This window comes from Aeribacillus sp. FSL k6-2211 (assembly GCF_037966125.1).
In the GTDB taxonomy this organism is placed as follows: Bacteria; Bacillota; Bacilli; order Bacillales; family Aeribacillaceae; genus Aeribacillus; species Aeribacillus composti.
Genome location: NZ_CP150190.1, coordinates 1680257 through 1693697, shown reverse-complemented (window position 1 = coordinate 1693697; position 13441 = coordinate 1680257). Strand labels below are relative to the sequence as shown.

At 36.0% G+C, this 13441-nt stretch carries 11 protein-coding genes and 5 pseudogenes; 5 read left to right on the top strand and 11 right to left on the bottom strand.

Going from position 1 to position 13441, the window contains the following annotated elements:
• Positions 1-77: 77 nt before the first annotated feature.
• Positions 78-747: pseudogene (locus tag NSU19_RS08240) on the top strand (IS3 family transposase); the annotation flags it as partial.
• Positions 748-846: 99 nt separating this feature from the next.
• Here NSU19_RS08240 and NSU19_RS08235 read toward each other — a convergent pair.
• The 7 genes and pseudogenes from NSU19_RS08235 to NSU19_RS08205 all read right to left on the bottom strand — a co-directional run bounded on the left by NSU19_RS08235 (position 847) and on the right by NSU19_RS08205 (position 5540).
• Positions 847-2013: pseudogene (locus NSU19_RS08235) on the bottom strand (IS3 family transposase).
• Between the two features lie 262 nt (positions 2014-2275).
• The gene (locus tag NSU19_RS08230) at positions 2276-2848 is read right to left on the bottom strand and encodes a DUF6037 family protein (protein WP_339199735.1); all 573 of its coding nucleotides are present in this window, start codon (positions 2846-2848) and stop codon (positions 2276-2278) included.
• 739 nt (positions 2849-3587) lie between these two features.
• Positions 3588-3848 carry a hypothetical protein gene (locus tag NSU19_RS08225; protein WP_339199733.1) on the bottom strand — a complete coding sequence of 87 codons (261 nt, stop codon included), beginning with the start codon at positions 3846-3848 and terminating at the stop codon, positions 3588-3590.
• Between the two features lie 385 nt (positions 3849-4233).
• Positions 4234-4665: a hypothetical protein gene (locus NSU19_RS08220; protein WP_339199731.1), complete on the bottom strand. Its 432-nt coding sequence runs from the start codon at positions 4663-4665 to the stop codon at positions 4234-4236.
• Positions 4666-4810: 145 nt separating this feature from the next.
• On the bottom strand, positions 4811-5107 hold the full coding sequence (locus NSU19_RS08215; protein ID WP_339199728.1) for a phospholipase D family protein: 297 nt from the start codon (positions 5105-5107) through the stop codon (positions 4811-4813).
• Positions 5094-5357, bottom strand: a complete 264-nt coding sequence (locus NSU19_RS08210; RefSeq protein WP_339199726.1) for a hypothetical protein — start codon at positions 5355-5357, stop codon at positions 5094-5096. Before NSU19_RS08210 ends, NSU19_RS08215 begins: the two co-directional genes overlap by 14 nt.
• A 30-nt stretch (positions 5358-5387) precedes the next feature.
• Positions 5388-5540 carry a hypothetical protein gene (locus NSU19_RS08205; protein ID WP_339199724.1) on the bottom strand — a complete coding sequence of 51 codons (153 nt, stop codon included), beginning with the start codon at positions 5538-5540 and terminating at the stop codon, positions 5388-5390.
• A 244-nt stretch (positions 5541-5784) separates the two neighbouring features.
• On the opposite strand from NSU19_RS08205, the gene NSU19_RS08200 reads away from it, so the two are divergent.
• Positions 5785-7146, top strand: coding sequence for a transposase (locus tag NSU19_RS08200; RefSeq protein ID WP_094245809.1), 1362 nt, complete (start codon positions 5785-5787; stop codon positions 7144-7146).
• A 128-nt stretch (positions 7147-7274) separates the two neighbouring features.
• On the opposite strand, the pseudogene NSU19_RS08195 reads toward NSU19_RS08200, so the two are convergent.
• Positions 7275-7394: pseudogene (locus tag NSU19_RS08195) on the bottom strand (recombinase family protein); the annotation flags it as partial.
• A gap of 300 nt (positions 7395-7694) precedes the next feature.
• Here NSU19_RS08195 and NSU19_RS08190 point away from each other — a divergent pair.
• Positions 7695-8811 (top strand): annotated as a pseudogene (locus NSU19_RS08190) (IS3 family transposase).
• A 51-nt stretch (positions 8812-8862) separates the two neighbouring features.
• Positions 8863-9429 (top strand): hypothetical protein, encoded by a 567-nt coding sequence (locus NSU19_RS08185; protein ID WP_339199723.1) that lies wholly within the window; start codon positions 8863-8865, stop codon positions 9427-9429.
• A 385-nt stretch (positions 9430-9814) separates the two neighbouring features.
• On the opposite strand, the gene NSU19_RS08180 is transcribed toward NSU19_RS08185, so the two are convergent.
• Positions 9815-10018: a hypothetical protein gene (locus NSU19_RS08180; RefSeq protein ID WP_339199721.1), complete on the bottom strand. Its 204-nt coding sequence runs from the start codon at positions 10016-10018 to the stop codon at positions 9815-9817.
• Between the two features lie 662 nt (positions 10019-10680).
• Complete coding sequence (locus NSU19_RS08175; RefSeq protein ID WP_339199719.1) at positions 10681-11868, bottom strand: glycosyl hydrolase family 18 protein; 1188 nt, start codon at positions 11866-11868, stop codon at positions 10681-10683.
• A 283-nt stretch (positions 11869-12151) separates the two neighbouring features.
• Between NSU19_RS08175 and NSU19_RS08170 the strand changes: the two are divergent.
• Positions 12152-12331: pseudogene (locus NSU19_RS08170) on the top strand (ABC transporter permease); the annotation flags it as partial.
• An 89-nt stretch (positions 12332-12420) separates the two neighbouring features.
• Here NSU19_RS08170 and NSU19_RS08165 read toward each other — a convergent pair.
• Positions 12421-13224 (bottom strand): site-specific DNA-methyltransferase, encoded by an 804-nt coding sequence (locus NSU19_RS08165; protein ID WP_339199717.1) that lies wholly within the window; start codon positions 13222-13224, stop codon positions 12421-12423.
• Positions 13225-13441: the final 217 nt, after the last annotated feature.

The following is a 13441-nucleotide window of genomic DNA, read 5'->3' as shown; positions in this document are numbered from 1 at the left end:
TCACGAACTTTCATCTCTTTTACGATTTCTTCATTCTGAAGTTCTCGGGAGGAAGGCGAACGTTTTAACCACTTATAGGTTACCGTCGAATGACGTTGAATATAAATCGAAAGCTTGGTCAGAACTTCAATCACAAACGAATTTATAGATTGATGAAAGTTGCCGGTATACAATCTGTTATTCGAAAAAAGAAGAAATCTTATAAGCAATCTACCCCTCAGCATGTTGCAGAAAATATATTGAATCGTGAATTCACAGCGGAAAAGCCAAATGAAAAATGGGTAGCTGATGTCACTGAATTAAAATATGGTTCATCAAAGAAAGCCTATTTAAGTGCTATTCTTGATCTATATGATGGATCAATTGCGAGCTATGTTTTAGGACATTTCAATCATCATCATCTTGTATTCAAAACGTTGGATCAAGCCACCGCACTTTTAAATGGAGAGCATCCACTTATTCATAGTGACCGTGGGTTCCAATATACCTCTCATGATTTTAAACGTAGGATAGACCAAGCAGGGATGACACAAAATATGTCAAGAGTAGGCAGATGTATTGATAATGGGCCAATGGAATCTTTTTGGGGAACGCTTTAAATGCGAGAAGTATTATTTACATAAGTATCAGACATTTAAAGAATTAGCTCTTGCGATGGATGAGTACAACCGCTTTTATAATTATGAAAGGTATCAAAAAAGATTAAACGGCTTTAGCCCCATGGAATATAGAGCTAAAGCCGCTTAGGTATATTTTTATTATTTCTACTGTCTACTTGACAGGGGGCAGTTCATTATGGTGTTATGGAAGAAAACGGACACGTTAAACAGAGAGAAATAGCTGAATTTAGGCAGCTACTTTTCTCTGGTTAGCGTAATATGCAGCTTCAAATTCACATGGCGATACATAGCCAAGGGCTGAATGACTTCTTTTACGATTGTAAAAGCATTCGATGTACTCAAAAACGGCTTGTTTCGCTTCTTTTCGCGTGCGGAATCGATTCAGATAAATACACTCTTTCTTGATGAGGCTATGAAACGACTCCATACAAGCATTGTCGTAACAGTTCCCACGTCTCGACATGCTCACTTGAAAATGATGTTCCTGTAAAAGTTGCTGATAGTCATTCGAAGCATATTGGCTCCCACGATCCGAATGATGAATCACTCGTCCCGTTGGTTTTTCGCTGTTTAGAGCCCGTTGTAACGCTTTGATGACTAACTCTTTCGTCATTCGTGTATCAATATACCATCCTACAATCTTACGAGTATATAAATCCATGATACTCGCTAAATACAACCAGCCTTCGTCGGTAGGAATGTACGTAATATCTGCCATCCATATTTCATTCCGAGCCGTTGCTTGGAAGTTCTGTTTCAATAGATTGGCATATACGTTGTAAGGATGGTTACTGTTCGTAGTGGCTTTGAATTTACGGACGGTAATGGATCTCAAGCCTTCTTCGCTCATGATGCGAGCGACCGTCTTTTGAGACACACGAATCCCTTGTTTGCGTAGTTCTTGCGTAATTTTCGGACTGCCGTAAATCTTACGGGACTTTAGATACTCATTTCGAATTTGTTGAGTGAGTTGTTCTTTTCGTTCTTTCTGTTTACTTTTCGCACGCTTGAGCCAGTGATAATACCCACTTCTTGAAACACCGAAAACTTGGCACATCTTCACCATGCGAAATTCATTACGGTGTTGAAAAATGAATGCAAATTACTTCTGGTTTCTGGTGAAGATGCCTAACGCCTTTTTTAGGATCGCTAATTCCTCCTCCAACTCTTGATTGCGACGGCGTAACTCGATGATTTCTTGATTTTGTGGCTTGATGTTGCCTGAACCCACAAAACTCTTTCCGTTGCTTTCTTTGTATTCTTTGACCCAACGATGAAGAGTGTTGTAAGCCAAACCTAACTCTTTTGCCACTTGGGCGATGGACTTGTCCCCCTCCAAGCATAACTCAACAGCTTGAATCTTGTATTCTTGATCAAATGTTCTCTTTTTCATGATTGGACACCTCGAACCTATTGTAATTAAGTTTATTATAATCTCCCTGTTCTCCGTGTCCAATTTTTAGACTAACATCAGAACCAAGATATTTAATAATGGTCGTTTCAGGAAGATGTACCAAATATAAATTATCTGTTATCTAATTTTCAGTTATACACCGATCTATCAGGGTAAAAAGTTTGTTAAACATATATAATCCTCCTTGCGTAATGTAATGGGAAAAGCATTTATTATAATAAAATTCAATCCATAAACAGGTTTATGATGGAAGAGAAAAGTTCTTGGCTTTATTCGGATCGTCAGTCCAAAGACTACTAATATTTTTCTTTTTGCACATTTCGTAAGCTTTATATGATAATAACTTCCGCGTTTTTTCTAAGTTTTCCTTACTAACTCGATGTCCCCGAGCGTTATTATCGCGCCAACCACAAAAATAAATCTTATCTGCTTCCTCAACATTCCTTCTATATTGCCCTATTTCATGTGGTTTTGGAATATTTTGTTTATTAGCGTTTTTAGGAATTTTTGAGTTTAATTCCTTAAAAAATATCGCTGGTTTAAAAGGGGACGTGGGATTATATTCAAAGTTAAGTATTCTACAAAATCTATTTATATTGTCTATGTAAGGTATAATTTTGAATCCATTTTTAACTTCTACTTCAAAATAATAGTTCTCTGCAACAATACCGATTGCAAGTATATGTGGGTTATCATCAATGAAATACATTACGTCAAAATTCACTCCACGAAATGTAAAACTAAACTTATATCTTTCAATATTGTTCTTTCTCATACTCTTATACAAATCCTTTAGCCCCGAAAGAATAAGCATACCTAATTCCCACCATTCTGTAATTTTATTTTCCAATTATACAAGACAAGTATTTAATCAAGGTCATGATTCGATCAATCCAATATAAAACCTCTTCTTTTGGTCACCTAATTTAACACGGTTTTGTATGGATAACTTAGAAAATCCAATATTTTAAACGATTTTATCCATACATAATTATGTCAATCTACAATGAGAACATCTTTTTTATTTTTAAGAATTGTGCATATGAATCATGTTGTTTTTGAACTTGCTTTGAACTTACTAAATAAAGATGACCTGTTAAAGCAATCTGTTACTCTGTTTATTACAGCGGAACTACCACTCTCAGTTAATAATGTGTGAGGGAGTATCTCAGCAAGTTAAGCTTCTAGCGAAGGACTGAAGCATTCTTCCTTCCAGCAAACCAAAACAAATATTGCGTTACAGAGTCTTAAAACATATATAATTTCAATGTTTTCATTAGAATATTCAGCTTCTTTATTGATTGAAGATGTTAGAATTCTTGGATTCGCCACTGCTTGAAAGGGGATGTTAGGAAACATATTCTCCATAAGTGCCATATAAACATAAGATCCTAGAAATAAACTAAATTTACTTGTAGTATTTTGTTCCTTATTGACCATATATTTAGAATTTCTTTTCACCCAGTCACAATATTCACTCTTTCTTAAACTGTTATAAATGATTTTCATAACCTACTTATGTAAAATATTGTAATCATATTCGATGATAATTGTTATTGAGGTGAAATCTCCTCTGCAAAATACTCTAGGATAAACTTATTACCGTATTCATCTAATTTTGAAAACGTAACATTATTACATTGTTCGCAAACATCTCTAATTACCTGTTTTTCTGGTGATAATGGAACCGCTTTGCTTTCTCCAAAATAAGCATGGTCAAATTCAGGGAATTTTGATATTAATCCATATGGATAAAAGTGTTCACCAGTTAACTTAACAGAACTAGATTTACAAAAAGCACAAATTCTTGACACTAATATCAACCTTTCCTAAACAAAACTATATAAATAATCAACAACTTTTGACATATTAAATTTATAGGAAAAAATATATATCGCAGGTAAATTATACCAAACATTTAATATCTTCTTCTACAATCTTCGTTAAATTAGAATTTCACGCAAACTTATTATACATAGAGACAGAAACCTTCCCTTTTTGTAGTTTTTGTAGTTGTAGAGTGACAGAATTTTACCGACATAAACGACAGAATTATACCCACTTTAACCGAGGTACCTGTTATTTACAGCAGACCTATGAATAGTCAGTCTCTAAAATTATAGGTACATTTTTTTAGTTCTCTATAAATTTATTTCACCGTATTTACTAAAACGCTTATTTAATTCATCCATTAGAAAGTTATACGCTTCTTGAGTAATACGAATGTGTGATCTTCTGAAGTGCAATGCTTTGTAGGGTTTTCTGGCTTACCTTATTCCTTTTTCTTAAAGACGGGAAGGCTGCTTTCCCAATACTATTATATAAATCTACCAAACGAATACCATTCTTAATAGGCGCATTAATTACTTTTCCACTTGTCAATTCAACATAGTATGGAAAACGATGCTTCCAAGGTGCATCTTTAATATCAGCATCGTCAACGATGTTATCCTTATTGAATCCTTCTGTCTTAGCATATCCCACAATCATAGGGGTAGGTTGACCTTGTTCATCGTAACTAACAATTGTTAAAAATAAAGTATCATCCTTGGAAATTCCGCTTTGTCTGCTTGGAAAGTAAGTAGTCTTCAAATCTCGATTACGTATACCCTTCATTTGTTGGTAATTCAAATCATTAGGAATTCTGTTCTCTCCGGTTCCTTCAAACTTTAACCAATAACCAGTACTTTCCTCGTCTTCTTCATATGTATTTTCTAGGATTGACTCGAATAAATCAGGATGAACAATTTTCTTTAACTCTGCACCTTTCTTCTTATCATTTGAAATATGTAACAGTTTTATCCTTTTGATTTGCTGCTAGCTGAGGAACATGCTTCTTTTCTTCGTCAACCCATTCTTGTGTAACAACTCCTTTGTCCCCAGCTGCTTGAATTTGCTCTAACAAGTCATAGAAATACTCTTGAGCTTTTTCTGCTATTTCTGGTTCATCATCCATCAGTACGCAAATTTCATGATTAGATACAAAACCACCTTTTGTAAAATTGGCTGAACCAATGATTGTTGAATGTGAATCAAACAGATAGAGTTTTGAGTGTAAATCAACTAAATGCATATATATTTGCATTTGTATGTAAAAGGCGCTCTAGTCCGTATATACTGCTGACACGTTCAACAAAGTCTTCCCGATAAAATCGTGTAATGATATTACAAACTACTGAAGGATTCTTAGTTAGCCAATCAGCTAATAAGTTTGCAGTTTGCGTTCCTATAAAGGGCGAAATAATATTTAATTCATTCTCCGTTTTCTCTAAAAGTTCTTGAAACTGATATAGTAGGTTTTTGGATATTAAACTTACAGGCATCTTTTACCCCTCCCACAATTAAAGCTGAAACTATTTCTTTTCGTTTCTTCCACCTGGGACAAATTCATTTCGGTACCATTTCACAAAGTTTCCTGAATGGAGCAGGTATGTTCTTACCGTGTTATCAGCTAACAGACCTTCTTTCGCTTTTTCTTTTACTTCATTTTCATAGTTTTGATACAATTCTTCTAATTTTCTTTATAAATTCCTGTGATGCTCTCATCTGAATCAGCTCCCGATTAATATTTTATTTAATTACTCAACTTTCTCACAGTAAATTGGATTTCTAAGCCTTACGGTTAATGGGTTTGTTGGTTGTTTCGAATACTTCTTGACATAAAAATTTGCAAAAAAAACACCTCAACTTTTGGTATAGTTTAATTGTCCAGAAAAAACATTACCAAAAGCAGGTGAGGTGTCTCTTATTATGATAACGAATAACAGACTGAACAATCAACTACCAAAAGAAGTAAAAGCTATATTTGATGAACTTGAAATCTTAAAATATTTAAGGAAAGTGGGAATTAACAAGGGTTTCGGTTATTCCTGCGCCTATTTATTCCAGCTAGTTTTTAGTTTAGTTTTTGAAGGCAAAAATTTGTTTCGACTTCTTCAAAGTAAAAAAGCTAAAGATTTGCCGGAAAAAAACGCTATTTATCGCTTCTTAAATAACCCTCAATACAATTGGCGCAGGTTTTTACTTGTTTTGAGTACTTTCACCATTATGAAGGTAAGTAGTTTAACGAGACACGACCGTCCGAAAGTGCTGATCGTGGACGACTCATCTTATGAACGAAATCGCAGTAAAAAGGTTGAACTGCTTGCTCGCTGTTTCGATCATTCTTCTCAAAAAATGCGTTATTACAAAGGATTTCGTATGCTTACACTCGGCTGGTCAGATGGTGCTACATTTTTGCCTATTGATTTTGCTTTATTAAGCTCTACGAATTCCCAAATCAATGGGATTGATAACCGAATCGATAAGCGTACATCCGGTTATAAGCGGCGTGTCGAAGCTTTACAAAAAGCGCCGGAAGTTATTCCCAATATGATTAAACGGGCACTTTCTCAAGGAATCGATGCCTCATACGTTTTAATGGATACATGGTTTACCCAACAGCCTTTGATCAAGTCCATTGTGGATCAAGGGTTGGATGTTATTGGAATGGTGAAGGATACAAAACAAAGATATCAAGTGAACGGTGAATGGGTGAGCCTAAAAAAACTATACCAAACAGCTAAACCATCACAACATCAAAAGGGTATTTTGCGCTCTATTCACACAACGATGGCAAATGGCGTACCTGTTAAAGTGGTATTTGTCCGTAATCGTAATAAAAAGAGACAGTGGCTAGCTATTTTGAGTACAGACTGTACTTTATCGGATCAAGAAATCATTCGTATTTATGGGATACGTTGGGATATTGAAGTATTCTTCAAAACAGTCAAATCCTTATTGAAACTCCAAAAAGAGTTCCAAGGAAGATCTTATGATTCCATGATCAGCCATACCACTATTGTGTTTACAAGGTACATTGTTTTGTCTTGGCAAAACCGAGTAAGTACAGATTATCGAACATTAGGCGGCATTTTTTATGAACTTTGTGATGAAATCGATGAACTAGATTGGGCCTTTGCACTTCAACTACTCATTGAAATTCTTGAAGATGCACTTCAAAATGTAAATCAAAAGATTAAAAAATTCATCGAAAGTCAATTACGTAAATGGATTGTAGTTTTGCCTAATTATATCAAGGCTTATTTACCAAAATTGAGCTGCGAAAGTTGAGTTAATTATATATAATTTTTTCTATTTATTTAAGTAATTGGTAGATATGGTTTATGTGTTGGGAATTGAGATTGTGATCCAATAAAAAGCACCTAATCTCTTAGCAGTCCGTAATTTAACTACATATAACTAGCCATGTCACTATAAATATACTTTTCATCGGTGACATACTTTTTTAACGCATCATATTGTCGGTCTAAATTTTGCTCTTTAGAGGAAACCCAAATATAACCGAACGAAATATTCATTAGACAATACCACCTTTATTTGGAAGGTTGAATCGGCTACACTTAACTGGACAATAAAATTAAGGTCAAGTAGACTAAACACCAAATTTGGGTATAGTGCTTATTAAACATAAAGGATCCGTACTAGAAACTTTACGTGGAGTGGCGGGTATGCTAGCCTTGTAGGCGAGACAGACGAACACATCATCTGACTTCCTGGCTGGGTAAGCATGCCCGCAGAGGCTCCATGTCAAGTTTCGTCGCAAACCCACTGTTTTGGTGGTCTACTTCAACACTACCACAGTTAAGGAGAGTTTAAAAATGAGAAACAGACGAACATTCACTGTAGAATTCAAGGCTCAAATGGTCAAGCTTTATGAAAATGGGAAACAAGAAAAGATATTATTCGTGAATATGATTTAACGCCTTCAGCCTTGGACAAATGGATCAAACAAAGCAAAACATCCGGTTCATTTAAGGAAAAAGACAATCGTTCTCCAGAAGAAAATGAATTGATCCAGCTTCGAAAAGAAAACAAGCGTTTAATGATGGAGAATGATATTTTAAAGCAAGCCGCGCTGATACTAGGACAAAAGTAAATGTGATCAAGAATAACAGACACAAATACTCGATATCAGCAATGTGCGATGTCCTACAACTTCCAAGAAGCACCTATTATTACGAAGCAAAAGAAAAAAGTAATGCAGAAGATGAACTGACAGCTGCCATTCGGGAAATTTTCCAGAAAAGCCGCAAAAACTATGGTACACGTAAAATCAAACATGAATTAGAGAAGCTTGGTATGATTGCCTCAAGACGAAGAATTGGCAGAATCATGAAAGAAAACGGGCTAGTATCAAATTATACGGTTGCCCAGTTTAAACCTCATGTAGATAAATGCAATGAATCAAAAGTTGAAAATGTGTTAAAACAAGAATTTGATCAACAAAAAGAATGAACAGTTGTGGTTAGTGACCTAACATACGTTAGAGTAGAAAAAAGCTGGCATTACATCTGTTTATTTGTCGATCTTTATAATCGAGAAATTATTGGTCATAGTGCAGACCCAAACAAAAATGCCCAGCTAGTCTACCAAGCTTTATCGACCGTGAAAGCAGATTTACGGCAAATTCAATTATTCCACACAGACAGAGGCAATGAATTCAAGAACAAGACAATTGATGAAGCTCTAGATACTTTTCAGATTAATCGGTCGTTAAGCATGAAGGGCTGCCCCTATGACAACGCAGTAGCTGAAGCAACCTTTAAAATTATCAAAACAGAATTTGTTAAAGGTAAATATTTCGAAAATTTAGACCGATTGAAACTGGAATTAGATGATTATGTTCATTGGTTTAATCATATTAGAATCCATGGAACACTTGGGTATTTAAGCCCGGTGGAGTACAAAGAGAAACACCTCAAAAAAATTGTCTAGTTTAGTGTTGACATACCATAAAATAAAAGAACAAAAGGGAGGAAACTTACATTGACAGTAATAAAAGATAGAGATAAACACTATAAACACCAAAAACGTGTACAGTTAATAATTTATCTACTCGAAGTATTAAGTGTTATTTCAGTTATATTGAGTATTTATTCAAAACTTGAAAAAGGATCTGCATTTGCTTGGTTTAAAGATGTAGGGACATTCGACTTTTTGGACAAAGTAACAATCATATTCGCCCTTCACCAACTACTAATTTTTGCTTATGTAAGGTTAAAGCTGTCAGCACGTGATGACGCCATTCTTACTATAAGCACTCTAATCTCTCATGCCCTCAATATGTGTAAGTATGGTGTATCACCTGAAAAAGTGTTGGAACGTTGTGACGAACTTAAAGAGTCTAAAAAAGACAAAACTTATATGCTAAATAGTAAAGATATAGAAATAATTGACTATATTAAGCACCAAACAGAACTACTCATGGGTCAAGCTATTTCGATTAAGGAATATGAATATAAATTGGAAAGCCTAAGAATAGACTTAAATCACGAAGCACAGTCTAACAATTTAGCTTGGACAAACTCATTTTTTCTCAACCTGTTTAAATAAATTTTGATCCCTTCGAAGTTTCTGGACTGGTGTGTATGAACTATTCAGGTGAGATCGAATCCATACACACCCAGCCTCTCCCTATATACCCTTCCTGCCTGTCTGTAAAATAACATGCGGCTGGGTGCTAGTGGCAAGCTGTAGTTGGCACATCATCGCCGGTTATCATTCGCTGTCATTTTTGGTTCGTTTATTGGATCATTCGTTGCTGTCTGTTGCTATGGGTTCGCTGTCCCTGCTGTCGTTGTCCCTGTCCTTCCTTGTTCTGTGCCTGTCGCCCTGCCTGCTGTCCGTTGTCTTTCCCTGCTGTTGCTGTGTGTGGTATTGTGACAGTTACTTGTGATAGCACCGGAAGCCGCTTCCTTGCGTTGCTGTTGGCATACTGTCATATATCTTGGTTTATGATATTTATTTCTTTTTCTTTGTTTGCAATAGCTTCTTTTAATCTTACTAGACCGTCTAATACTTGTTTAATTTCCTTGGTAAAATAAGTTAAATTACTATAAATTGATTCAACACGTTGTATATGGTTATCAATTTGGTTAAGTATATCAGGAATTTTCGCTGATTTTCTTATACTTCTTCTCATAGTTTCTGCTTTACTCAGTTCACGAATAAAGATTCTCTAATTAACCAATTATGCCAGTGATTAAAAAGTTCTAAGTCAGCGGCGTTTAAAGCAGCACCGAAATAATATTTATTTTTCAATTTTAATACCCCATTCAATATAATTCAAACATAAATATAGCAGATTTTTAAGAAAAGTAAAGTTAAAATTATTGCTTATAATAAAATTAAGTGGTATAATAATAATTTAAATAAATTTAAATAACCTTAACTTACCTTAACTGACATTGTTTCATTTTCACTTAACTCTAAGAGGTTATAGATTTGAACTGTCTGACTATTACATGATTTTGACATGTTGTGCATGATTTCTTACCACTGTAGTTTTAATGTAAACTGTTCATCTATCTAACATAGATGTAACAAGGGTTTTTCCTCTTTCCTCACTTAAAAAAGTTGGTAAATCTATTTTTATATTGCACAATTCAGCACAATTTTCAGCTAAACAAATTTTGATGAGGTGTATTAAAATAAAAAGCTGTCCTAACACTTTACCAGCTATAATAAGCTAGTATTGAAGTGAAGAACAGCCGATTCCATGCTAGTATACCTTCGATTTTGATCTGCAAACAGTTGACGCCTTCTTCTTTCAGAATGTTGCGGGCTAATGCCATTTTTCTCCGCTTAGTGTCTTTGAATGATAAACTCCTCTTCAAGCAAAGTCCAATTTTGAGGGAATGGCTCGCCAAGCACCCAATACGCCACTCCATTCAGTCCGTATTCTTTTACGAGATTAAACTTTGCCTGCATGCTTTGTTCATTTTCAAACCAGACCTCATGTGTTTTGTTTTGATCATCGGTGTAGCGAAACCAAGGTGCCTGCGCCTCGTTGTCATACTGAATTTCAACTCCTTCTTTCGCCGCTAGGTCTGCTGCTTCTGCCGGAGCGATTCGTTTGGCAAATTTACCGCCTTTTTTGTATGGTAAAGTCCAATCGTACCCATACAAAGGGGCGCCCATCATAATTTTGTTTCGCGGAATGACGGAAACGGCATAATCCAGTACTTTGCGAACTTGCGGAATCGGTGAAACCGCCATTGGCGGACCGCCGGACCATCCCCATTCATACGTCATCAAAATAACAAAATCTGCTAACTCTCCATGTCTCTTATAATCATGGGCTCCGTGCCATGGTCCTCTTTGTTCATCACTCGTTTTTGGGGCCAATGCAGTTGAAACCGTAAAGCCGGCTTTGCGAACCTGCGGCAAAATCGTTTCGAGAAAGCCGTTATACAGCTCACGATCCTTTTCCCGAATATGTTCAAAGTCGATATTTAAAGCTTTATATCCTTTTGCTTTCATCGTCTGAATAACGCCATTGATCAAACTTTTAGAGGCTGTTTTATCTGTAAAGATCCGATGAGCAATATCCGGTGAAAAATTTCCTTCTGTAAAATTGGTGATGACCATCATCGGAATCGCACCGGATTTTTTAGCAGCTGCGAGTGCTTCACTGTCTTCAATTGGAACAAGACTTCCATCGGCGTTCACTCGGTAACTGAAAAAAGCTACATATGATAAATGCTGGCTGACACCTTTTAAGTCAGAAACGGATTGCTGCGGAGTGATCGGCTCAAGAAATCCAATTGAGTTTATAGGTCTTTTGTCGCGGGCCGTCTGATCAAGGTTTACCTTTTGGATTCGTTTTGCTGGAGATTGGCTATGCTGCATCCTAATGAGCGAGCTATCTCCTTCATTCTGAGTTGTCGTTCCTTGCTGTTGATCATAAGAAGCGCCCTGCTTTTTATCATTTCCATTTCCGCATCCAGAAAGAGCGAGCGAAAGGCAGAGCAAAATGACAAATTTTCTCATCACAACATCTCCTCTTGTTTTTTCTTATACTTCCTAAACAAGAGGATGAATATTCCCGAGTTTTTCACTTCTGTCCATAGATTCAGCAAATATGCGCTGGAAAAAGTATTTAAAAAAAGACTGTCGCAAAATACATAGAAATTTTTCATCTGCTGTTGACCTTTTTTACAGTTCCATTTTGCTGCGTGTTTCTCCGTACATTTTTTTCATCAGCTGCTTCGAATTTTTTTATTTACATCCTGAGCTCCAGAAGTTGCAATTTTTTTGCAGTCCTTCTACCTACGTTCTTCGTTTGTCGATATTAGAGGAATGGCCATGGGCGGAAATTGTCATATCACTTGCAATCTTAATAATAAGTGTTTGGATATTTATGAAACTAGCTGGAAAAATATTTAAAGTCGGCATCTTAATGTACGGAAAAAATGCCACGCCAAAAGAAATATGGTCTTGGATCAGACAATGATCAAAATAAAAAAATCGGCTAAACGCCGATTTTTTTATGGTTTGGTGAAGATGAATAACATTTGCAAGCTGCGTAGTTATGATCGGTCTTTATTCCCAAAATACCGGTTCGCCTTCGATATGGCAAGGCTTGGGCTGATAGATGTCTTCTTTTGTTTTAAGATAGTGATGAATTCTTTCTTCATTGGCTGTAAAAGCATTGCTTGCGATATCGCATCCTAAAAAGCGGCAGTTGTTTTTTATGGCTGCAATAGCTGACGATCCGCTCCCTAAAAACGGGTCGCAAACCGTAAATCCCTCTTCGGCACTTGCATAAATCATCGCTTGGAACAGCTCAACCGGTTTTTGCGTCGGATATTTCGAATGGTGAATTCGTTTAAACCTCCATACATCCGGAAAAGACCGGTTTCTAATTTTGCGGTTGTTTCCGTTCGTAGCAAAAATAATATATTCGTGCCTTCTTCTAAAATAATGCCCCATTCCCATATTGATTTTATCCCAAGTGATGATGTTTTTTACGTCAAAGTACTCTCTCATTAAATGCCCTAAGCTTAATAAAGAAAAAGAATCAAACATGATGTAAATGTGCCCTGTATCTTTTTTCAGCACCCTCTTGCACTCTTGTAAAAAGAGATGATAGTTTTCTTCACTGTCTTCAAATTCCGCAAACCATTTCCCATTTTCCGTTCCCTTTTGCTTATATTCACCAACGATTCTGCCCTTCCCGAGCTTCAGCTTGTTATTCATTCCAGAATAAGCAGGGTCTGTTACAATCAAGTCGATGCTTTCATCTTTTAAAGACTTTAAAAAGGATACGCAATCATTTAGTTCAATTTTTACTTCGAGATTGTTTCCATATTTAAACGTTCTCACAGATGCAGTTTCTGTGTCCATATCCAAACACCCTTTTAAAAATAAACGAGATAACTATTTTATCATACTATAGAAGAACGTACATTCTCAACCGATTTAGCTCGTATCTAGCATTTAACGCAGCGACTTTCAGTGGATTGTTGTCTTGCCTATTTATTTTAATTTTCGTATTTGGGCGTTATCTCGTGCGGATTATCTGATTATCTTATGACCTTCTCCGCATAATCCTCTGGGGACG

What these genes read in the sequence shown, in the direction of transcription:
- NSU19_RS08165 (WP_339199717.1), bottom strand. Translation starts at nt 13,224, where the DNA reads ATGGACACAGAAACTGCATCTGTGAGAACGTTTAAATATGGAAACAAT.
- NSU19_RS08215 (WP_339199728.1), bottom strand. Translation starts at nt 5,107, where the DNA reads ATGCATTTAGTTGATTTACACTCAAAACTCTATCTGTTTGATTCACAT.
- NSU19_RS08230 (WP_339199735.1), bottom strand. Translation starts at nt 2,848, where the DNA reads ATGCTTATTCTTTCGGGGCTAAAGGATTTGTATAAGAGTATGAGAAAG.
- NSU19_RS08200 (WP_094245809.1), top strand. Translation starts at nt 5,785, where the DNA reads ATGATAACGAATAACAGACTGAACAATCAACTACCAAAAGAAGTAAAA.
- NSU19_RS08180 (WP_339199721.1), bottom strand. Translation starts at nt 10,018, where the DNA reads ATGAGAAGAAGTATAAGAAAATCAGCGAAAATTCCTGATATACTTAAC.
- NSU19_RS08210 (WP_339199726.1), bottom strand. Translation starts at nt 5,357, where the DNA reads ATGCCTGTAAGTTTAATATCCAAAAACCTACTATATCAGTTTCAAGAA.
- NSU19_RS08175 (WP_339199719.1), bottom strand. Translation starts at nt 11,868, where the DNA reads ATGAGAAAATTTGTCATTTTGCTCTGCCTTTCGCTCGCTCTTTCTGGA.